At 60.8% G+C, this 22,047-nt stretch carries 17 protein-coding genes and 2 pseudogenes; 12 read left to right on the top strand and 7 right to left on the bottom strand.

Going from position 1 to position 22,047, the window contains the following annotated elements:
* Nucleotides 1–10: 10 nt before the first annotated feature.
* Entirely contained in the window at nucleotides 11–556 is a 546-nt protein-coding gene (locus P9239_RS04000; protein WP_309749192.1) for a hypothetical protein, read from the top strand.
* Here the strand turns inward: P9239_RS04000 and P9239_RS03995 are convergent.
* Nucleotides 553–2,979: a GNAT family N-acetyltransferase gene (locus tag P9239_RS03995; protein ID WP_309749191.1), complete on the bottom strand. Its 2,427-nt coding sequence runs from the start codon at nucleotides 2,977–2,979 to the stop codon at nucleotides 553–555. The genes P9239_RS04000 and P9239_RS03995 overlap by 4 nt on opposite strands.
* Nucleotides 2,980–3,217: 238 nt before the next feature.
* Between P9239_RS03995 and parA the strand changes: the two genes are divergently transcribed.
* The 3 genes and pseudogenes from parA to P9239_RS03985 form a co-directional block, all read left to right on the top strand.
* Complete coding sequence (parA, locus tag P9239_RS03990) at nucleotides 3,218–3,880, top strand: ParA family partition ATPase (RefSeq protein ID WP_309749190.1); 663 nt, start codon at nucleotides 3,218–3,220, stop codon at nucleotides 3,878–3,880.
* Between the two features lie 24 nt (nucleotides 3,881–3,904).
* Nucleotides 3,905–4,010: pseudogene (locus P9239_RS23370) on the top strand (chromosome partitioning protein ParB); the annotation flags it as partial.
* An 80-nt stretch (nucleotides 4,011–4,090) separates the two neighbouring features.
* A pseudogene (locus P9239_RS03985) lies at nucleotides 4,091–4,969 on the top strand (ParB/RepB/Spo0J family partition protein); the annotation flags it as partial.
* 33 nt (nucleotides 4,970–5,002) lie between these two features.
* Here the strand turns inward: P9239_RS03985 and P9239_RS03980 are convergent.
* The gene (locus P9239_RS03980; protein ID WP_309749188.1) at nucleotides 5,003–6,361 is read right to left on the bottom strand and encodes a replication initiation protein; all 1,359 of its coding nucleotides are present in this window, start codon (nucleotides 6,359–6,361) and stop codon (nucleotides 5,003–5,005) included.
* Between the two features lie 1,692 nt (nucleotides 6,362–8,053).
* Here P9239_RS03980 and P9239_RS03975 point away from each other — a divergent pair.
* Nucleotides 8,054–9,250, top strand: coding sequence for a DNA-binding protein (locus P9239_RS03975; protein ID WP_309749187.1), 1,197 nt, complete (start codon nucleotides 8,054–8,056; stop codon nucleotides 9,248–9,250).
* 42 nt (nucleotides 9,251–9,292) lie between these two features.
* On the opposite strand, the gene P9239_RS03970 is transcribed toward P9239_RS03975, so the two are convergent.
* Nucleotides 9,293–10,312 (bottom strand): tyrosine-type recombinase/integrase, encoded by a 1,020-nt coding sequence (locus P9239_RS03970; RefSeq protein ID WP_309749617.1) that lies wholly within the window; start codon nucleotides 10,310–10,312, stop codon nucleotides 9,293–9,295.
* 252 nt (nucleotides 10,313–10,564) lie between these two features.
* A complete protein-coding gene (locus P9239_RS03965) occupies nucleotides 10,565–10,921 on the bottom strand; it encodes a DUF2471 family protein (protein WP_309749186.1) in 357 nt (118 codons plus the stop codon).
* 248 nt (nucleotides 10,922–11,169) lie between these two features.
* Here P9239_RS03965 and P9239_RS03960 point away from each other — a divergent pair, with 248 nt between their 5' ends.
* On the top strand, nucleotides 11,170–11,358 hold the full coding sequence (locus tag P9239_RS03960) for a CsbD family protein (protein WP_309749185.1): 189 nt from the start codon (nucleotides 11,170–11,172) through the stop codon (nucleotides 11,356–11,358).
* Between the two features lie 120 nt (nucleotides 11,359–11,478).
* On the opposite strand, the gene P9239_RS03955 is transcribed toward P9239_RS03960, so the two are convergent.
* Nucleotides 11,479–12,081, bottom strand: coding sequence for an XRE family transcriptional regulator (locus tag P9239_RS03955; RefSeq protein ID WP_309749184.1), 603 nt, complete (start codon nucleotides 12,079–12,081; stop codon nucleotides 11,479–11,481).
* A gap of 134 nt (nucleotides 12,082–12,215) precedes the next feature.
* Between P9239_RS03955 and P9239_RS03950 the strand changes: the two genes are divergently transcribed.
* A complete protein-coding gene (locus P9239_RS03950) occupies nucleotides 12,216–13,418 on the top strand; it encodes a glycine C-acetyltransferase (RefSeq protein ID WP_309749616.1) in 1,203 nt (400 codons plus the stop codon).
* A 90-nt stretch (nucleotides 13,419–13,508) separates the two neighbouring features.
* Nucleotides 13,509–14,540, top strand: a complete 1,032-nt coding sequence (gene tdh / locus P9239_RS03945; RefSeq protein WP_309749183.1) for an L-threonine 3-dehydrogenase — start codon at nucleotides 13,509–13,511, stop codon at nucleotides 14,538–14,540.
* A 10-nt stretch (nucleotides 14,541–14,550) separates the two neighbouring features.
* Here tdh and P9239_RS03940 read toward each other — a convergent pair whose 3' ends face one another.
* A complete protein-coding gene (locus P9239_RS03940; protein WP_309749182.1) occupies nucleotides 14,551–15,180 on the bottom strand; it encodes a YceI family protein in 630 nt (209 codons plus the stop codon).
* 162 nt (nucleotides 15,181–15,342) lie between these two features.
* On the opposite strand from P9239_RS03940, the gene P9239_RS03935 reads away from it, so the two are divergent.
* From P9239_RS03935 to P9239_RS03920, 4 genes are all read left to right on the top strand, one after another.
* Nucleotides 15,343–15,870, top strand: a complete 528-nt coding sequence (locus tag P9239_RS03935; protein ID WP_309749181.1) for a hypothetical protein — start codon at nucleotides 15,343–15,345, stop codon at nucleotides 15,868–15,870.
* A gap of 1,807 nt (nucleotides 15,871–17,677) precedes the next feature.
* Nucleotides 17,678–17,905: a hypothetical protein gene (locus tag P9239_RS03930; protein WP_309749180.1), complete on the top strand. Its 228-nt coding sequence runs from the start codon at nucleotides 17,678–17,680 to the stop codon at nucleotides 17,903–17,905.
* Between the two features lie 678 nt (nucleotides 17,906–18,583).
* On the top strand, nucleotides 18,584–19,777 hold the full coding sequence (locus P9239_RS03925) for a sensor histidine kinase (protein WP_309749179.1): 1,194 nt from the start codon (nucleotides 18,584–18,586) through the stop codon (nucleotides 19,775–19,777).
* A 41-nt stretch (nucleotides 19,778–19,818) separates the two neighbouring features.
* The gene (locus P9239_RS03920; RefSeq protein WP_309749178.1) at nucleotides 19,819–20,508 is read left to right on the top strand and encodes a haloacid dehalogenase type II; all 690 of its coding nucleotides are present in this window, start codon (nucleotides 19,819–19,821) and stop codon (nucleotides 20,506–20,508) included.
* Nucleotides 20,509–20,618: 110 nt separating this feature from the next.
* Here the strand turns inward: P9239_RS03920 and P9239_RS03915 are convergent, their stop codons facing one another.
* A complete protein-coding gene (locus tag P9239_RS03915) occupies nucleotides 20,619–21,209 on the bottom strand; it encodes a YSC84-related protein (RefSeq protein ID WP_309749177.1) in 591 nt (196 codons plus the stop codon).
* Nucleotides 21,210–22,047 lie beyond the last annotated feature (838 nt).

Genomic DNA, 22,047 nt, shown 5'->3' with positions numbered 1-22,047 from the left:
CGCATCATTCATGGCGAAACTTCTTTCCGATTCCGAATTCCAGCGTTTTTCCGAACTTCAGCAAAAGCAAGCTAGCTTCACCATCACGGCGGAAGAAGCCGATGAACTGCGCGATATCGTCGCGCGGGCGCAGAAGAAACGCGACGATCGCGCCGCCGCGATGCAGGCCATCGAAACGTACATCGTGCAGTTCGACATTAGCCCCGACGAACTCTTCTCGCCCGAGCAGATTGGCGAGGCGGCGCGCACGTATGGTCTGATCCCCGTCGCAAAGAAGGAGCGCACGCTGCCGCCGCAGTTGACGTACAACGGCAAACCATACCAATGGACGTCGCGCGCGTTGCCGGAAGAAATCCGCGCGCCGCTCTTCGAGGCCTTCACGGCCGGCCATTCGGTGAAGGCGTTTATTGCAACGCCTAAGGACGCGGCGCGCTGCGCCCTGACCATCGCGCGGCTGGAACGCGAAACCGGCGTTTCGTATGCCGAAGCATTACTTGGCGAACTTTCGCTGTCGCGCGAACAGATCGACGACGCGTTGTCGAAACTCGCCGCTTAATTGTGGATGACGGACGGCGGCTGTGCGACCGTTCCGCAAAGCCGCATCCTGAAGCCGACGACGCCGGGATCCTCGGTGCGCGTCAGCTCGAAACCGAGCTTGCGCGCCAGCGCGATCATGCCGGCGTTTTCACGTAGCGCCTCGCCGATCATCCATCGCGTGCCGCGCTTTTTCTCATAGTCGATGATCCGCGTGAGAAGCAACGATCCCAAGCCCTTCCCTTTCATGTCAGAGCGCGCGGCGAGCGCAAACTCGGCCGTTTCGTTGTCCGGATCGGCAATGGCGCGCGCCACCGCGAGCGTCTCGGGCGCGCCGTTCTCGGTCGTGCGAGTGACGATCAGCGCCATCTCCCGGTCATAGTCGATCTGCGTCATTCGCGCGAGTTGCGAATGATCGAAGCTGCGAACAGCACCGAAGAAGCGCAGCCGCAAATCTTCGGCAGTGTTCGCAGCGACGAACGCGCGATGCGCATCTTCGTCCTCCGGTCGGATCGGCCGCACGGTGATCCGCATACCGCGCCAGTCAAGCGTATCCTCCATCGCTCGGGGATACGGCACGATCGCAAGCGGCATGCGATGCGCGCCCAAGGTCAATTGCGGCTCGTGCACCGCAACCGAGTCGCGTGTCACCCGCAACGTCAGTCGCAGCGCGACGATTTCCTCGATATAACAAACCAGCTGCGACAACGCCGTCAACGCGAGCAACAGCTTCTCGCCGGGCAGCTCGCGCGAACGTGGCGAGCGCGTGATCAGGTCGCGGGCAAGCACCGGATTAAGAGGCGGCAGCGCGAATTCATGAAGTGCGTCGGCGAGACCGAGCGCGCCTTCTGCCCGGAACTCGAACACCGGACCAAATACGCGATGGATCAGAAGCCGCGTCTGAATCTCGACCGCGTCGCTCGAGGACGGGTCGCCCTTTTCCGGCCTCACGGCGATGCCGAACCGGGCAAGAGTGCGCGCCGCTCTTTCCCCGTTCAATTCTGCATCGCCGCCGGCGAGCGCGACGCGGATTTCGCTCTGTGCATCGTCGATGTCTTTCGGGACTTCCGCGGGCAAACCATCGGGTGTTTGCATCAGCAGTTCGCGGCCGTGCCGGAAATCGACGAGCCGCGCGAAACCGCGTGCCAGTCGATGCGGCGTCGTGTGCACCGGAATGCCACTCGCGTGCAGATCGTCGCGCGTCGCGGCATCGATGCATCCGAAGAAGCACGCGAGCAAGCCGCGATAGCCATGCCGACGTTCGGCGATCAGCGTGCGTGCAACGTCTGCGACCGGCGCGCTGTGCGTGGGCGCATGCACGATGAACATCGTTCCGGTCTCTCGATGCGGCGCGAGAGTTTGTAGCGCGGCGCCGAAGTCGGCGGCGGTTGCGTCGTCGCCCAGGAGAAGCGGATTGCCGGCTTGCGCTTTCGGCAGCGCGGCGGCGACGGCGTCGCGCGCAGCCGCCGGGAATGGGGCGAGACCGTCGCCCGCCATGCCGAATGCGTCCTTTGCAAGCGCGGCCACGCCGCGATCGCTCGTGATGACAGTCGCCGCGTCGCTCGCAGCGACGCGCCCGACACCGAGCGTCTCTATCTCGTCGAGAAGGTCATCGAGGGAATCCACGCGCACGAGACCTGCGCGTCGAAAAGCTGCGCCGTACAGGCGATCGAACGGATCGTCGTGACCTGTTCTAAGAATGAGCACCGGCTTGTTCCGAGCCGCCGCCCGCGCTGCGGACATGAACTTGCGGGCCGCGCTGATGGTTTCGATGGCAAGCAAGATTGCGCGCGTGGATGCGTCGCTCGCCAGGAAGTCGAGGATATCGCCTGCATCGACGTCGGCTTCATCGCCTAGCGCGACGATCCGCGAGAATCCCAAGCCGCGCGCGCTCGCCCATCCGAGGACGCCGTTCGTGAGCGCATTCGATGCCGACACCCACGCAACACCGCCCGACTTAATCTGACACACCGGCGCGCCAAGACAGGCTCCGATGGACGGCGTCACGACGCACAGACTGCCAGGACCGACGACGCGAAGCAAAAACGGGCGAGCGGCGGCGAGCGAGCGAGCAGTCCAGTCGGTCAGCGATGCGCCGGCCCTTGGCTTGATGGACTCAGCGTCGCTGCGGGGGCCGGCTTCCCCGACAATGATCACGGCTCTCGTTCCCCGCCGCCCTAACTGTTCAATCAGCAAGGGCCACGTCTCGGGCCGCGTGCATAAAACGGCGACACTCGGCGCTTGCGGCAATTGGTCGACGGCCGCGAAGACCCTCTGTCCGTCCAGCGATTTGTGCTTGGGGTTCACGGGCCAGATTGAGCCGCTGAAACCGGCAGACGTTGCGCGCTTCCAGACCATATCGCCAATGCTGCCCGCTCGCGACGATGCGCCTATAACAGCGATCGACTGCGGCGCGAACAAGATGTCGAGATTGCGGACGGTCATGGCGGCCCCGAACGAAGTTGGTCAGGGCTAAGGATAGGCGATTTCGCTTGCGATCCCGGCAATAGCGCCGCGCAGTCACTGCGCCGAAGACTTTATGCGCATAAAGGGCCGGCGGTGGGGCCATCTTTATGCGCATAAAGCCTTATCCGAATGGCCAACGCCTAGGATGCGGACAAAAAACACTTAAACATTAATCTTACGCAATATAGAATCCGAACATACATTTTCGGAGCAAAACGTGGCGGCGGAAATCATAGCGATCACGCAGCAGAAGGGCGGAGTCGGCAAAAGCACGATAGCGATGCATCTGGGCGCGGCCTTTCACGAGAAGAAGAAACGCGTGCTTGTGGTCGACGCCGATGGCCAAAACACGCTGATTCATTGGTCAAGCGCCGCTTCGGACGAGGCCGCAGGCATTCCATTTCCGGTCGTCAATCTGTCCGAGGCCGGTGGCCAGATCCATCGCGAGATCAGGAAGTTCATCAACGACTACGACATCATCGTTGTAGATTGCCCACCGTCGATTACGGAGAAGGTGTCCGGGGTCGTACTTCTGGCCGCGAGTATCGCCGTTATTCCGACGTCATCGTCGCCAGCGGATTACTGGTCCAGTGTGGGACTGGTGAAGCTTGTCCAGCAGGCCCAAGTCATGAATGAGGACCTGCGCGCCGTCTTCTTACTCAACAAGACGGAGGAGAAGCGGATGCTTACGCGAGAACTCAAAGTCGCCCTCGAGGAACTAGGGTTTCCGTTGCTGAAGACGCAAATTCCTACGCGAGAGTGCTACAAGCAAGCCATGGCGCTTGGCCAGACCGTGCTGCAAATGACTGACCGGGGCTCGCGCCTCGCCGCGGCTGAGATCCGCGCGTGCGCCGACGAGATCCTCGGCATGCTCGCCTGACTTTATGCGCATAAAGGACGCTGAATGAAACCGTCGCAATTCGCAAAGGGCTTCAAGGCCCGCCCCGATACCACCAGCAGTGAGAAGAGGACTGCTCTCGATCGAATCAACGCTATCGACGGCATCGTGGATATTCAACAAGCGTCGCAAGCGGCAGCGAATGCGCGCTCAAGCGCATTCGTCGCGGAGGACCAAGCCGACGTCGCGACCGCACACGAATCAGACCAGTACCGCGCATGGCGACGGGCGAATCGCTACACCGCGGGGCAGGTGATTGAATTGCCGCTCAAGGCGATCAAGCCGAGCCCGTTCAACCCTCGGCATTTCTACCTCAAGGCTTCCATTGCGGAACTGGCAGTCAACCTGGCGAAGCAGGGCCAGCAGCAAGCCATTCATGTGATTCCCGACTACGACAATCCGGGCAGCTTCTTTGTCAGTGACGGGGGACGGCGCGTTCGTGCGCTCAGAGAAGCGAACAAGGAGACAGTAAAGGCCGTCGTCGTCGATTTGCCGATCGGGATCGAAAGCTACAAGCTGGGCTACGACCTGAATGTCCAGCGCGACTCACAGACCGTATTCGATAACGCTGTCGTTTGGCGCCGCTTCCTCGACGAGGCGCATTTTCAGAGCCAGCGTGAATTGGCAGAACATCTCGGATTGGACGAATCGACCATTGCGGTCGCGCTATCCATCGCCAAGTTGCCTGAGCACGTGATGCAGGAAATGGTGGCGCGGCCGGACCGGTTCGGGTCCAACATGGCCTATCAGATCTCTCGGTATCACACGGCACGCGGAAGCGATGCGACGCTGCGACTGATCAACAAAATCACATCCGATGACCTGAGCACGCGCCAGGTCGCGGACATCGTCAAAGGCCGGGCGAGCGCGCAAGACGCGCCGAAGCCGCCCGGCCGTCAGCGGTACGCACAGCGGCTGGAGATCAAGCTCGACGGCGTCGCGGTCGGCGATCTCAAATCGTATGGCGAGGACCGGCTTGAATTGAGACTGCGAGGCTTGTCACGCGAGAAGCGCGACGAGCTGCTCCACCAGATCGAAACGATGCTGCAGGCGGGTCACGCGAGCGAGTGACAAATCGCGTTCACGGTCGCGGGGTGGCGACCTTCAGGCCGCCCGCGACTGGCTGAGCGTGAAGGCGAGCAAGTCGCCGTCGGTCGGCTCACCCCACGTCTTGCGGGCGAGCCAGTCGAAGAAGGACGTTTCGGCGAGCTTCGATTCCAATCCGCGCTTGCGCCAGTCGTCGCGCATATGCGCACCGAGTTCCGGCAACAACTCTTCCTCGAAGCTCTGACGCGCAAGCTCCCGTTCTTCCTCACCTTGTTCCTCGTACATCGCACGCGCTTCCTTACGCCGAAACGCCGCGAATTCTCCGAGCAAGCGCGCCTTCGGGTCGTCAGCAGCCGAGGCGCTCGCCGCCCGCGGTCCCGCGCCGTTGGCCGTCGGCGGTAACGCTTCCACCGGCGGTGCGTAGCCCTTCTTGAGCGCATCCTTGAACAACGCGGCCGCACTGCGGACCGGCGGCAGTGTGGTACTGCGCATGCGCTGCTCCGTCATCAACAAAGCGGCGCGAATCCGATTCTCCTCGCTGTCGGCATAGAGCGTCTGCGCCTCCTTAAGCGGGATGCCGATCTTCACCATGCGATCGACGAGCGTACTGTCGAATACGTTGGGGTGCTCATCCAGCGCGAGCATCGGCTGCTTGCGCTCGGTGACGCGGAACTGAATCTCCGCAACACGCCGCCCCTCTCGATGCTCCACCAGTTCGACGAAGATATTCGTTACCGCGTTCACTTCAGCAATCGCAGGACGCAGATAATCGCGTTTAAAGTACTTGTATTCGCGCTTTGCCTCGTCGCCCGCTTCGGTATCAGGTGTCCCCGACAGAATTGGACGCCACCATTCCCATGTTTCGCGCATCGTCAGGTGGCTGGGATTCGTCAGATATCGGACGCAGATTTCGTATAGCGCGAGGCCGGCGCTGCTGCGCAATTGGCTTTGGAACTGCAGGCTCAGTCGGGCATACTGGACCGGATCGAGCAGCTTCTTCTTGATCTTCGGGGCGAAAGAGAATTCGACCCACACGCGACGCGTCGAGGGGTCTTCGAGAATTTCAGCGTCGGCGATCAGGGTGGAGATACCCCACTTCCGCCCGGGCTTCTGGCTCGACGTACCGGTGCTCCACTCGACCTGCACCGACACCATGCGGCGCAAGTGTTCCTTAACGAGCGCGGTATCGTTCGAGTCGAACGCCGAATTCGCGACGATATCGGATAACAGCGCGCGGTATGTGTCGCCGGACTCGTCTGCCTGCTGCGCCACCGCAAGCAGGACGTTGAAAAGCTTGCGAGTCAGCAGCGTGATCTTGCCACTTTTGGGCTGGATCGCGATTGCCTCGACGGCCTTGCGCAATTCGGCCGAACTGGGGCTGACTACGTCGGTCTTCTTTGCGCGCCTGGTCGCCATACAGGTAATGGATACGATATTTCCGGCAAGCATAGCGGGTGCGGTGAACGGCGTCTACCGGGTGGCATCACCGTCCGTGGGTGATGCAGGCAGCATCGAACGGACTCACTGCGGTGCGTTCCCGAAAAGGCTCACCGCTCACCTAAAGCTGCTGTCTCATTTTTCCAGAGCGCGCGCGGGTAAACGGTCGGCGGCGGTTTTGGTACGCTTTTCCCGCTAGCCGTTTTGCTCCCGAATAGACTCACCTGAAATTTTTTCTCGGGCCGCCAGCCAATGTGGTGCGGCCGAGACAGCGGGCGATCCTTCGAAAATCGACCCCGTGTCGTCTAGCGCGCTCGCCCTCAAGGCTAGAAGCGACAGGGCGCTACGCGGACGCGCGACTTCGACTCCCGCAAAGCCTCACCTTAGCGACGCGCGCGCTTTGGCTAACCGGTTCCAGTGTCCTTATAGCTCGTTGGACTGCGCGCGACTCGCTCCCGAAAGCGCTCACCTAAGTGTCGATCAACCTTCCGGGAGGCTCCCGGAACGCCTCACCTTTGGGTTCCTGTAATCCCTCGCCTTAGGTCATGTGGCTTGAAAAACGCTGGCATCGCGGTCCGTTGACGCTCGGTTTTGCATCGTCGAACGGCCCTCCCGAAAAACCTCACCATCGTGTCCCGGCAGCCGCGCAAAGGCGTAGGACAGTCGCAACAAACCCGCGCACCTGATACTCAAGTCCTTGTACCGCAGAGACTTTTCCAATCTTACTGTCCCGGATTTGCTTGAACCGACCATGCAAGAACGCCATCCCGTATCTCCTCACCTGAGCCTAATCACGCTCCACTCAGCGACGGAAGCTCCCGAAAACTCTCACCTTGGACCTTTGTCTGAGGCTGTCGAGCATTGAATTAGTCTCTTGAGCGACATCTAGATGCAGCGAGCTCCCGTAAAAGCTCACTTTGAAGGCGATTTCGAGAGCGATACACCGGCTTTTAGCACGCTCGTCCCGTAAGACCTCACCTCAGGAAAGCGTTTTCGCCCGAAAACCCTCACCTCTAGGAAGAAAGGACACAAAAACTGAATGGAGCCATGCTGATGCGCGCCTCCCGCAGATCCTCACCAACAAAAAGCCAGCGTGTGGCACCGACTTCACGCCCGTGCGGGTTCGACGCCGCTCCATCCCGTATTGGCTCACCGGTGCGCTGCGTGTGTCCCCTGAAGCCGCTCACTATCTTTCCCGGTTCCCCTCACTGTCGATCCCGAAGCCCACCACCAGCGACACCCGTTAAGTCTCACCATCGATCCCGCAAACTCTCACCGAACCGCCTCGACAGCCTTGCGCCATAAGGCTTTGCTCGAGCGTTAACTGTTTTCAACAAGGTTCAACGGTGTTTACTTTTATTACTCTCAAGAGCGTGCCGATGAAACGCAACTGAGAGCACGCTCTTATCTGCAAGGGCTGCCGGTCGTTAACCTCCCCTACGGGCTGTGAAACATTCACTGCTGCACGCGAAACGCCGGTAACGTCGTGAAAACAAGCGCTTAGCACAACTTCCTCACCGTGTTTCACACGCATCGTCTACAATCAAGCGGTTCGTATGCCGTTAGGACGTCCGAAAATCAGCTGCAAGCGGTCGCACCCTAACGCTGCGGCCGACGTTGTATCGAGCGTAACGTAAATTGTCATCCCCGAAACACATTGGTTGGAAATCAATGGACTCGCACGTACGTGACACCGTCCGACAAGAGCTAGAAAGCATGCGCGCCGCCGGCGCGCGCCGACAAGAACTCTCGCAGCATGCCTGCAGGCGACTTTTTTTCGATCTCGGAATCCGGCCTTCAGTCACGGCGGTGCGCGATCTGACACAAGTCGGAAGTGCAACGGACATCCCGCGCGATATCGACGCTTTCTGGGAAACCGTGCGTTCCAGTCTTCGCGTACGCGTCGAGGCAGGCGGTATTCCGCAGGCACTGCAGGAGCGCGCGGGCGATTTGCTGGCTGAGCTCTTCGCCGAGGCTCGACTGCATGCGAGCGCCGCGCTCGATGGCGAACGCGTCGAAGTCAACGAGAGTGTGCGCCGGGCGGAAGCGAGTGCGCGCGAGGCGGAGATTCGTTGCGACACCGTCGAGAAGGCACGAATACGCGCCGAGGCTCGCGCGGAAGCAGCGGCGGTGCGGATCGCGTCGCTCGAAACGGAACTGGACCGACTACGAGAGACAAACAACGCGTTACAGACCGAATTACGCGACGCGACGGCGCGCGCTCAGGCCGACAATGCGGCGCTCGCTGACCGTGTATCGACCGAACAGTCGCAGGCAGCGCGTCTGCGTGACCGGATCGACGAGCTCCAAGACGAACTTCGCCGCAACACGGAACGGTACGCTCAGCAGATCCACGACGCGGCCAAGGACGCCGAACGGCGCGTGAAGCCGATGCTGGTCGAGCTTGACAGCCTAAGAGGCGTCGCGGCGACTTATCAGGCGAGCATTCGCGATGCTGGCCGTAAGGAGTTCGAGTTCATTCAACAGTTGAGCGTCGCCCGCGCTCGAGCGGATCGACTCGAATCGCAAGTGCGCGAGCAGTCGGACGAAATCGAAGCCTTGACGCGCGAGCGCGACGCGCGTCGCGTCCAAGCCAGCATGAGCGCGGAAACTGGGAAGCTAATCGCTTCTTTGGCGGCTACCGGGCGACTGACCGAGAACGAAATCGCGGGCCTCGGCACGGAAGCGGATGCGTATGTGAAGGTGCCAGTGGCCTGTCCGAGCTGCGAGGACGGAGAGCCGGAATTGCAGTTGCACGAGGGCGAATACGAGTTGTCTTGCCCGAAGTGCGAGCGAACGTCCGGGGCTGCGTCGTCAAAACTGTCCGCATTGCATAGCTTCCGGCATCGTTCGCGAGTGCGGGTCTGACGCGAATGGGTGAGTCGAAGCGATAGGTGAGTGTTTTCGGGACTAGGGTGAGATGCTCGTACTTCCCGGTTCATCACCCGCGCCGGCTTGCGCCTGAGCGATATCGCGCTCCCGTATTTGCTCACCCATCCACTCCTGCCACGCCCGGTGCAGCCGATGCACCGAAATCATCTGCTGGAATCCGAGATATTGGCCGACGCGCTCGGGGTCGGCGCCTTCATCGAACAGTTCTGCGGCGTAGGTATTGCGAAGTGTCTGCGGACTCGCCCGGGCCACGCGCGACGCAGCGATGCCTGAAGCGGCGACGACGGCATCGATGGCGCGAAGCATCGTCGCTTTGTGCATGGACCGGCCGGAGGGTGCTGCGGGGAACAGCAAGTCACCCGCCAACCCGGCCGATTTGCGCTCGCCAATCCAGCCGTCGAGCAGTTCGACGGCAAACGGCGCAAGCCGCGCCTGTCGGATGAGAAGCGGATTCGACGCATCCACGGTCATGTAAGGCGCGCCGGGCGCATAGCAATCGACGGTCAACTGGGCGGCCTCGCCCGTTTTCACGCCCGCACCCAGAAACGCGGCGACGAGCGCGCGGTCGCGCCGCTCGCGCCAGCGTTGACCGGCCGGCAGTGCGCCGAGCGGCGAGAACAAATGCGCGATCAACAACGCGCGCTCGTCGTGGGTTAGAAAGCCGGTCGGCTCGTTGTCGCGCGCTTTGCGCCAGGACGCGTCGCCGTCTTGAGCGATGAACCGCGCGGGGTTGGTCCCGGCTGCCTCAATCTCTCTCACGTGATCGAGCACACGCTCAATCAGGCGCAGGTAACGCATCCGCTGCGGACGCCGGATATCCAGCTGCGAGACAAATTGTTCGATGACGGGACGCTGCACTGAATGAAGCGTCGCGCGCTTCGCCTGGAGCCACTCAAGAAAGTTGCCCCATTGCGCACGATACACATCGGCTGACGAAGCGCGGAATTCTTGTTGGGCTAGCCATGCATCGAAGGCGGCATGCGGGTCGGCCTGCCAGTCCGCGCGCTGTTGGTCGAAGAGATCAGTAGTGTTCGGCATGGTGTTCGAGGGGCGCTCTGCGCGGTTTGCTTTGCACAAAGGTTCGGGCTTCGAGTGGCCTGCGTCAAGGTCACACGTGCGTCCATGTGTGGCGAAATGTCGATGCGCGTCTAATGCGCTGGCGCGATACACACGCACGGCGTCTTTTGGTCCGGTTTCGTTCGAGAGCGTCGCGAAGCAAGCGGTCAGCGTCGACCGCTCGCCTAACGTAGGGAGCGGTCACGTCGGAAAGATGCCGCGCGCTCTGTGCGATCAATGACCGGCGACGGCGAGTTGCGGCCGACCTTGCCGCGCGGCGCACTCGTAGGCGTCGACCGCGAATGCGAATACGGCGGGCAAGGCATCGGAGGAGGCAATATGCACGACGTCATCGGTCTCAGGAAACTGGAAGCTTTCGGGGCGCGCGAACAGCTCGCGAAGCGCGGCTTCATGCCGCCCCGCAAAACCGAGGTCGGCAACCGCCTCCGCTTCGATGGCGTGCAGGAGGCGCCAGGTCAGCGGCACGCCTTTGTCGATGTAGCGGCCTGCAATTTGCCGAGTAATGCGCTCGAGGTCGCGCACGGCGCGTTCGAACTGCTTTTTGCCCAGATGTTCGCCATTTGACTCCATGTTCTCGCCCCCAGCAGCGCTCTTTGTACTGTATAAATATACAGTACTAGCGCCATTGGAAGTAGCGTCGCGCTGTTCGAGCCGGGTGTATGTGCGATTCCGCCTACGCGGGATTCAGACATCGGCGGCTGCACAGGCGTAGCGAGGAAGCGCATCCTACAGCTATGCGCTGACTTCCGCCGACTGCGGGAATGATCGCGCTAAGGGCATCGCGAAGTTCTTTCGCGCCGAACCTAAAGGAGAATGAGATGAACAAGGACCAAGTGAAAGGCGTCGGTGAGCAAGTGAAGGGGAAGATGAATGAGGTGGTCGGCAAGGCGACCGATGACCCCGCCCAAGAAGCCAAGGGCGATATGCAGCAAGTCGCTGGCAAGATACAAAAGGGAGCGGGCGACGTCCGCGAAGACCTGAAGGATAGCGTGAAGAAGAACCCGTAACCTTTAGATCCCGCCGTTAAGGCGGCCCTGTGTGGAGCGGGGCGTTCTACGAACGTCCTGCTCCCATGCGCGTGCCGCTACCGAAACTTGATGCGCATAAAGTCGGCTCGCCGTCACACGTCAACCGTGGATCACGACGAGCAGCGCTTTGGCTTCCGAGCGTCCGACATTGCGAATGGCGTGAGCATCATCAGCCGCATATCGAGCTGTCTCACCGGCCTTGAGGCGACGCGTCGACGCCAAAGCCTCCACTTCTAGCGCTCCATTCAAAACCGTCAAATGCTCGCGCGTACCCGGCTCGTGCGCATTCGACCGCAATTCCGCCCCCGCCTGAAGCGTGAGTTCATACCATTCGAACTTTCCGGCAAGTTCAATCGGCCCCCAAACCCGCAGCTGATAATCACCGTTGTCGCCCATTAGCGTCGGAATCTCGTGGAGGCTCGAAACTCGAATCGCCTCGGCGGGTCGTTGTTGAGCGAACAGCTGATCCAGACTGATGCCGAGGGCGTTAGTGAGCCGCCACGCCACCGCTATCGTCGGATTGGCCTTATCGCGCTCAATCTCGGACAACATGGACTTCGAGACGCCGGCCGCTCGCGACAAATCGTCCAGTGTCAACTTTCTTTCGTTGCGGAGTCGTTGAATGTGCTCGCCGACGCGAGGCGGGACCGAGCCTGTCGAAGCACTTTCTCCCGTTGGTGGCGCTGGACGCGAACTTGCCATGATGCTTTTGATCCCTTAGAGTGTTCGTCATACTGGAATCATGTTCGAAATATCGAATATGTCCGACGCGATGAATGGACTATAACAGGGCTAAGAAGCCGCGTGCCGACTGCGCGGATGTAACCGGAGAAGCGATGCGAGACCAGTACCTGTCCTACCTCCGCAGTACCATCGACGACATTCGCGCGGCTGGGTTCTACAAGAACGAGCGCGTCATTGCCAGTCCCCAGTCGTCGGCCATCCGCCTTGCGAACGGCCAGGGCGTGCTCAACTTCTGCGCGAACAATTACCTTGGACTGGCCGATGACCCACGTTTGATTGAAGCTGCCAAAGCGGGGCTGGACGCCGACGGATTCGGCATGGCCTCGGTGCGCTTCATATGCGGCACTCAGACAGTGCACAAGTCGCTGGAAAGCGCCATCGCACAGTTCCTAGAGACTGACGACGCAATCCTCTATTCGAGTTGTTTCGATGCCAACGGCGGCCTGTTCGAAACGCTGCTTGGCGACGAAGACGCCATCATCAGCGATGAGTTGAATCACGCGAGCATCATTGACGGCGTGAGGCTTTCGAAAGCGCGACGTCTGCGCTACAAGAACAACGATCTCGAGGACCTCGAAGCTCGCCTGAAGGAAGCCGACGCGGCCGGCGCACGTTTCAAGCTTATCGCGACGGACGGCGTATTTTCGATGGACGGCATCATCGCGAACCTTGCGGGCATCTGCGACCTCGCAGACCGTTACGGCGCGCTCGTCATGGTGGACGATTCACATGCCGTCGGCTTCATCGGCGAAAAGGGGCGTGGCACGCCTGAGCACTGCGGCGTGCGGGACCGCGTCGATATCATTACCGGCACACTCGGCAAGGCGCTTGGCGGCGCTTCCGGCGGGTACGTCGCAGCTCACAAGGAGATTGTCGAGTTGTTGCGTCAGCGAAGCCGGCCCTACCTGTTTTCCAACACACTTGCGCCCAGCATTGCAACGGCGTCTCTGCAAGTCCTTGCATTGTTGGACAGCGATGAAGGCGCGGCGCTCCGGGAGCGCGTGCGGGAGAACGGCACTCGCTTCCGTCAGGCGATGTCTTCTCTAGGCTTCGATCTCGTTCCGGGCGAGCATCCGATCATTCCCGTGATGCTCGGCGATGCGCAATTGGCGTCCCGCATGGCCGACGCGCTTCTAGACGAAGGCGTGTATGTGATCGGCTTCTCGTATCCCGTTGTTCCCAAGGGACGCGCACGCATCCGCACGCAGATGAGCGCGGCGCACACTGCAGAGCAGATCGATCGTGCGGTAGAGGCGTTCGCTCGCGTGGGGCGGTCGCTTGGGGTGATTCAGTGATGCGCCCGGGCCTCGGAACTTTATGCGCATAAAGGCTCCCGAGCCCACCGCCGATCACCGCCCATCAACAACCGCTAAGACAAACCGCACATGAAAGCTCTCGCTAAACTGGAACGCGCGCCGGGCCTCACGCTGACGCGTGTGAAGCGTCCGGAGGTCGGCCATAACGATGTTCTCATCCGCATCCGGAAGACCGCAATTTGCGGCACTGACATTCACATCTGGAAATGGGACGACTGGGCGCAGAAGACGATCCCAGTTCCGATGCACGTGGGTCATGAGTACGTCGGCGAGATAGTAGAGATGGGGCAGGAAGTGCGTGGCTTTTCGATCGGCGATCGCGTCTCAGGCGAAGGCCACATCACATGCGGCTTCTGCCGCAATTGCCGCGCGGGACGACGCCATCTGTGCCGCAATACCGTCGGCGTCGGCGTCAATCGCGAAGGCGCGTTCGCCGAATACCTCGTGATTCCCGCGTTCAACGCGTTCAAGATCCCGGCCGACATCTCCGATGACGTTGCCGCCATCTTCAATCCTTTCGGCAACGCGACTCATACCGCCCTGTCGTTCAATCTCGTCGGTGAGGACGTGCTGATCACGGGCGCTGGGCCGATCGGCGTCATGGCAGCCGCGATTGCCCGCCACGTCGGCGCGCGAAACATCGTAATCACTGATGTCAACGGCTATCGGCTGGAACTCGCGCGCAGGATGGGCGCGACGCGGGCAGTCAACGTGACACACGAAGATCTGCGTGATGTCATGGATGAACTCGGGATGACGGAAGGTTTCGACGTCGGGCTCGAAATGTCTGGTGTGCCGATCGCATTCACAGGAATGCTCGATGCGATGAACCACGGCGGCAAGATTGCGCTTCTTGGTATCCCGCCCGCACAAACAGCCATCGACTGGAATCAGGTGATCTTCAAAGGGCTCGAAATCAAAGGCATCTATGGTCGCGAGATGTTTGAAACCTGGTACAAGATGGTCGCGATGCTGCAAAGCGGGCTCGATCTTTCCCCGATCCTCACGCACACCTTCCCCGTCGATGACTTCGAGCGCGCGTTCGACACCATGCTCTCTGGAAACAGCGGCAAGGTCGTGCTCGACTGGACGACGGCTTAGCCGCTAAAACCTACTCCTTCACTTTGCCAAACTCGGCTTGAATGGCGACGTGAACATCGTCGCCTACCGCCGGAAACCACGTAGTCAGACCGAACTCCGCGCGGCTGAAATGGCCGTCGGCGGCAAAACCGAGCGTTTCCTGCTTAGTCAGCGGGTTCACTGCGTGACCGTTGAACGTCACGCTGAGTTTGACCGGACGTGTGACGCCGCGAATGGTCAGATCGCCGGTCAGGGTGCCCGCATCATCGCCGGTGCGCGTGAACGTTGTGCTCGCGAAGGTGATGTTCGGATAGCGCGCTGCGTCGAACATATCTGGTCCCTTCACCATCCGGTCGAGCAGCGGCACATTCGTGTCGACGCTCGACGCGTCGATAGTCGCCTCAACGCGACTCGCCGCGATGCCGCCAGCGTTCCAGTCGAGCCGCGCCGACGCCTTGTCAAAGCGAATGACGAATCGCGAATATTGGAAGTGATCAACGTCAAAGCTGACGTTCCAGTGATGCGGATCTAGCTCGTAGTGTCCGGCAGGAACACTGGCTTCGTTTGCCGAAACATGGTGCGTTGCCACGTGCAAGGCCGTGCACGCGCTCAACACCGCAATCGAGCCCGCCAGTGCCAAACTGCGCTTTGGAGATTTCAAAGCCGTCTCCCGCGAGAAACAAGTCAATAAGCGATCACGCACCATAAACGGCCGTCACGCAGATTTGGTCCGCGCATACGAAGATAACGCGATTCAGGTAGAGTTCGCGTCGACCTCATCTCAAAAAAAGGGCGCCACGTCTCGGGCGATGGCGGATAAACCATGCGCTTTTGGCCGTCCCTCTTCCGCCCGCATCGCTCCCGTTTGCTTGCCGCGACGCTGCTGATCGTTTCAGCAGCCGTCTGCTGGGCGTCTCCAGCCGAGGCGGCATGGTGCGACGACGGGCTATGGATCGACGCGATGATCGGCTCTCACCACTTCCACCCCGACAAGCACTTCGAGCAGTTCAATCCGGGCATCGGCGCCGAGTGCTGGGTCGCGCCGCAGTGGGCCGTCACTGCCGGCTATTTCCGGAATTCGCTCTCTAAGCCGTCGTTCTACGGCGGCGGGGTCTGGGCGCCAGAATTCTTGCATTTCGGCTTCGTACGGATTGCCGCGATGGGCGGTCTGATTTCCGGCTACGACTACGGTCGCTGGGGCATTGGACACGACCACATGGTCGGCCCGGTGGCCGCGCCGCTCGTGATGGTTGCTTATAAGCGCGTCGGCGCCAACTTCATCCTGATTCCGCCCATTCCGTCCAGCGATCTGCCGTTCACTATTGGATTTCAGCTTCGCGTGAGGTTCTGATTCGAGTTTGCATGTTCAGTTGAAGCGTCACTGATTCAGATCGTGTTCGGCTGCGGCGGTGATAGCCGCCGTAAGCAAGGAGTGCATCATTCCGCGCCCGCAGCACTATGAGTGTGGTTACTCCGCATAAAGGCCATGCGTTGAGTTAATTCGCACGCCTGATCAACTTCTGCGCCCTCTAGTCACCGCGTCCTTCGCGCCCCTTGACTCGTCCAAAACCAACGCTTGCGACGGTATGCGCGTATTTTCATGCCGTTATCGCGGACTCCGTGCGCGTGCGCTGTAATGAACGAGAACTTCCGTTTCGAAGCGCCTGCGATGTGCGCGAGCAGCTGAATGACGGCACGTCCCGCCGCAACCGCGATGATTGCGGCTACGGCGCCCACGTCCCGGCACTTTCCTTGAGCGCGACGACGTTCGCGACGCGTTCGGTGCGCGCCTGCGATAGGCGCGCCTTAGCGCATGGCCTGCGTGAGCGTGGAGGGCAGCGCGCGAATCTGAGAGAGCTCCGCTCGCGAGACTGTGCAACGCGCGACTGTCGTCGCCGCAGAGCTTCAGCTCGTCGGCGGCTGAAGCGAATTCGTCGGAGCGCGGCGGTCAGAGCCATCTGATTGCGTCGCCACGCGAAGTGCCGGCGTGTCCACGTGTGACGCAATACGCTGGCCACACTCTATGTTCACCGTAGACCGCCACCACTCAATTCACTGATCGTGGATTCTGTCCATGTCATGGGTGAGAAGATTCGGGAGCAAATAAGCCTAGTGTGCTCGAGCAAGCGCTGTAGTTCCCGCAGACACGTTTCGTCGCAAAAGAGGAGCCGGGGAGTTGAAGGCATCGGACTGTCGGAATTCGAAAGCCCATAACCCGAGCTTCGCACCTGCTGTCCGCGAATAACTCAAGACGGGACAGCAGGTCGCTGACATCTTCTGCGCGTATTTTCAGCGATGACATGACTGCGAGCGATTGGCTTGCCGTTGCTCCTTCGCGCGCATAATTGCTGTTCTGCTCGAGGCCATATGAGTGACCCTCGATTCCGCCGCAATGCATCCGATCTATCAAGCGCTTTCGGCATCTTCTGTTCATCGCTCCAAGACTGCCGAAATTGATTGAGAGCAAAGAATAAGCTCCAGTGCACCGAAGCGGCTCTAATGAATACCCAACAGGCGAATAGGAGGAGAAACGGACTTGATTCGCTGTATCGGGCTTGCAGCGAAGTCCGCTATCGTCGCCGTTAATCTGCATAGTGCGGCAACGACAAAACCGGGATATCGATGACGTTCTCGTATCCTCGCAAAGGAATCGATACGTGCGGTGAGACAATTTGGGGCAACAGCCCTGTCGCAATGTCCGCTCGATACGTTTCATCGGTCACCGTCATGCGGCACCCGGTACGCGTAAAGAAGAATGTCCATCGACGACGTTCGCCGCGGCAAACGCCCGTGCACCGTCGCGGTATTGCCAGCGCGCCCGTTAGAAAGGGGCCGCGCCCCACCAAGGGCAAAACCGCAACAATGCAGCGCTCAATCGTTAGCGCCGCAATGCCACAAGCGTTTTCTTCAAGATTGACCGCTAAGCCAGTGCAACCAGCGTCAACCGGCTGAAGTAAAAGCACACTGCGCAACTGTAAGCAATGGTTAAAACTGCTGATTGGACGAATTTTGGCTCGGTAATATCACACCGCGTTTCTGGATTTAACAATGTGGCCTCGACAGAATGGGCGGTGTCGCGGCGTCGCACCCATTTGTCGCAGAGGAAGACAACGGCAGCAGTGACTGCCGGCCCACTAAAGAACTTGAGGGAGAAGACGATGGTCATTTATCACGGCGGAGCCGCCTTCGAGCCGAATGTCACGCGCGACGGCAACACCTTCATAGCAACTGCGTCGATTCTCGAAGAAGACGGCCATGCAACGTCGATTGGCAAGTGGGGCCTTTTCGCCAGCGAAGATTGCGCAATGTACTTCGCGATTCGATCTGCGACGGCGTTTATCGAGGGCGACGAATTGCCTGTACCGCCCATCAGATTATCGGCATAAAGGAGTCGGCTCGACGGTTCCATCCAGCGACGGCGCCTCCCGTCAGCGGTCCGAAAAGGATAGCGTAGCCAAGCAAAAAACAAGCGTGGCAAAGACAGCGTTTCCAAAGCCTCCTTCAACGTCCACCGTTTCCGACCGGCGGTGCTGGACTTTACGGTGAGCTGGTCTCTCCTGAAAACTTCGGCCGCGCATGAGTCGACCGGGCGCGCGGGCACAACCGTCATGTATTTCAACACGATCAAGCTGCAATCCGCGAGCGGCTTCGCTAGCGAGATCATGCGCGAGATCACGCAGTTCCGCTCGTCTCAACGTCGACGACACAAGCCGTTCCAACGTCGGGAACGACCGTCTCGGCACGCCAAACTCGATCGAGGCGCCCACGCAAAGAAAGTCGACACGCACTCCGATGTCTAAGAACGGACGCCCGCCGAAAGGCTCGTGCGGCGCATCTACGCGGGCCGCTGAAAACCACGCAGCGGCGAAAAAGAAGCTGCCAAGGCCAAAAACATGAGCGTCTTGCGTTTCAACCATCGAGCACGAGTTCGCGTGAATAATCGCCTCAAACAGCCCCCATCGAGAGCAAGCCTTTCGCAGAACTCGCCCCGACTCACTCGCCGCGGGTCATGCGGCATAGCGCCTGCTGACGCACAGGAACCGCTGTCATGACAGGACGCGAGAATGCGCAAACAAGCCTCGGCAGATGCGGGTAGCGAGCATGACCAAGTCTCCCTCTCGGACTACATTCGCGCGGATAGAGACGCTATCGTCGACGAGTTCGCGGACTTCGCGCGTAGTCACCTCGAAAGCGCGAAACAATTGCCTCACGAAGCACTGCGTGACCTCGCCAGCGAACTGCTGAAACACATTGCGGAGGATATGGATTCGGAGCAAGGTGAGTCCGAACGTTCGGGCAAAAGCCGCGGCGATGCGCCGGAGAACTCGCCGTCGCTCACTGAAGATGCGAAGGAGCACGCGCGCGACCGTCTCGAGGCCAACTTTTCGTTGATCGAGATCGCGGCTGAATACCGCGCCTTGCGAGCAAGCGTGTTGCGACGATGGCGCGCGGCGGGCGTCGGCGACCCCGCGACGGCGGTCGAAGAGGTCGTTCGCTTCAATGAAGCGATTGATCAGGCGCTGACGGAGTCGATTACCTGGTACAGCGAGCGCAGTCAACGCTCGCGCGAATTACTTTCAGGAATGATCGCACATGACTTGCGCAATCCGCTGGGCGCTATCGTCATGTCCGCACATTACCTTCTGCGCGGCGAGGCATTGGGCGATCCAGGAGCGATGGCAGCAAGCCGTATTATTAGCAGTGCGAACATCATGGAGAAGATGGTGGGCGACCTGCTGGACTTCGCGCAAGTGAGAATGGGCGGGCAGTTGGAGATTGCGCCTGTCCATATGTCTTTGCGCGAAGTGTGTGAGGACGCGGTCGGCGAGTTGAGGGCGCTTCATCCGGATCGGCAGATAGACCTCAATGCTGACCCATCGCTGGACGGTTACTGGGACCGTGCGCGGGTGCGGCAGGTGGTCTCGAACCTCGTGGGCAATGCGCTCGCACATGGAGCCGCCGATACACCGGTGACGATCACTGTAGCGGAGACGGATGAATGGGTGCGGCTCGACGTGCATAACATCGGCGAGCCGATCCCAGCAGCGAATCATGTGGACATTTTCGATCCGCTCAGACGATTGCCCGATAGCTCGGCGCACGCGCGAACACCAAGAGGCGGCATCGGACTCGGCCTCTTCATCGTCAAGCAGGTGGCCGATGCACATGGCGGATCGGTTTCAGTCGCATCCGCGCGGGAAACAGGCACGACTTTTACCGTCAGATTACCGAACCCATTGTCGGCTGCGAAGCAGTAGCGAACTCTCGACCCGCATCCCACGACTTCCAAGGAGTTTCCATGCCGCTAGCGAACAACCGGGAGCGCATTCTCGTATTCGACGTGAATGAAACGCTCCTGGATATCGAGGCGTTAGAGCCGTTCTTCGCTCGAACCTTCTCTGGCGGTTGTTCAATGCGTCGCTGGTTCGATCAGCAAATCCTTTACTCTCAGGCACTCACGCTGAGCGGGCGTTATGTGGACTTCGGGACGCTGGCGGTGGCGGTCTTGAAGATGCTCGCGCAAACGTGCGATGTCCACGTGCGCGATGACGACATCGACGAGTTCACCGCGACGCTGAAGGCGCTACCTCCACACGCTGACGTCGCTCCGGCTCTCGACAAGCTCGCGGGCGCTGGCTTTCGCATGGTGAGCCTTTCGAATTCGCCGAAGGAATCGAGTGAGGGAGCACTGTCGCAAGCCGGCATCCGGCACTACTTCGACGAAGTGTTGTCCGTCGACCCGCTACATCAATTCAAGCCTGCGCTTGCCGTCTACACCGAAACTGCGCGAGGGCTTGGCGCCGACCCAGCGCGCCTGCGGTTGATTGCAGCGCATGTCTGGGACACCACGGGCGCGCAGGCGGCGGGCTGGGCCGCAGCGCTCGTCACACGACGCGGCAACGCGCCTTTGCCATGGGGCGAGCAACCGGACATTATCGAGCCGAGTCTTCTTGCGGTCGCCGATCGCATCGTCGCTTGCGATTCATGAGAAATGCAAGGCTCGCGACGGCGCGTTGGCGATGCGCGCGCCAACGAGGGCGATAGCACGCTCATCTCATGGGCGTTCCCACGAACGCGCTCGTCGCGGGCACCGCGCAATCATTCGGAGAGCCGGCTTATCTTGGTGCCTTGAAGCGAGGCATCCGCCATCAGGCCCGCGTTCGTCAGCACGATTGCCGTCACCGGCTTCGTGGCGGTGTTCGTGTCGACCGTGCCGTTCGCGCCCATTTTGAGGAGCGCCACCGAAGCGTCGGCACCCGCCGACCATCCATTGGAGTTGCGGAACTTCTCGAGCGCGTCCTGCGTCATGAAGAGAAAGATAAGCGCCTTCGATTGCGCACCGGCCTGCAAGCCGAACGAGCCGGAAGTCGTGCTGTAGTAGCCGACGGTGTTCCCGCCCACGCGCAGCGCGCCCTTGCCGTATTCGGCACCGACCACGAAGCCGGCCTGGAGCACCGACGGAAACACCAGGACGCCGCGCGCCTTGCTGACCAGTTCCCGCGAACCGGGGACGCTCGCATAGAGCCGCTGTATCGTGCCGTCCACATCTGCGTCGATGGATCGCCGCTGATCGGCGGCACCCGCTGCGTGTTCGGCGCCTGCGTTTCGGTTGGTCGTGCAGCCATCCAGTGCGAGGCAACTCAGCGCGAGGACGGCGGTAGATGCCGTCACGAGAATTCGTCTTTGCATCATGATTTCCACCGTCAGGTTAACGAAGCATCGGATGAGCGCACAAGGTGCGAAAAAAAGTTATAGCACATGGGTCCGTAACCGCGATTCTCGCTTGTCCCTACTGCGTGGCGTCGCGGCGTACTGTTCCAGCAAGGTCAGAGGCGCCGCGTCGCAACTGCGAAAGCGCACGCGCGAAGGCGAATTAGTCCGGACGCGCGCAGTCACTGGACGGAAATCACTCGTAGATGCGGGGAGTGCTTGCTGAGACAAGCGCGACCGCGCGGCGACGAAGCGTAGCGAGACACGACGGGCTATCCGGCGAGCCGGCGATGTCACGCGGACAGGCCACAGCGCGCCTAATCCCGAAAACTCTCACCTCAGCCACGCTGCGAAGCCCGTTGCCGGGCGCTTCTTCCGTGCAGTTCCCGAAAACCCTCACCTCAGCGCGTGACAACCAGGCATCGGGACAAAAAAAAGAGCCCGGCGAAGAGCCGGGCTCCAACCGGACCGGGCGAGTTCCGAGTCACGCCCGACCGCGTGGACTTCTCGCCGAAGACGCGCGGGATGACAGCGGCATGCGCTGCCACGCCGGCTTTCGGCAGGATGCAATTGGACGAGCAGCCGCCCGCATCGTCGAGATGGAGGCTGACCGCGCACCGGTCATTCGCGGCGGCGCATGACGAGCGTCACGCCCGCCTCGCTGACGACAGTCGCCGTGAACAGCGTGAGTGATTGCAGCGCGTCGAGGTGGCTGGGGCATCGTCAGACAGCGACCCGCACCGCATCAGAAGCCGCGACGCATGGCGCGAAGAGCACCGCCTGCATCGCCATGGCCCGAGCGCACGGCGTGCGGCGC

This window comes from Caballeronia sp. LZ062 (genome assembly GCF_031450785.1).
GTDB lineage: Bacteria > Pseudomonadota > Gammaproteobacteria > Burkholderiales > Burkholderiaceae > Caballeronia.
The sequence above is the reverse complement of the archived record's forward strand: the minus strand, read 5'-3'. Positions and strand labels throughout refer to the sequence as shown.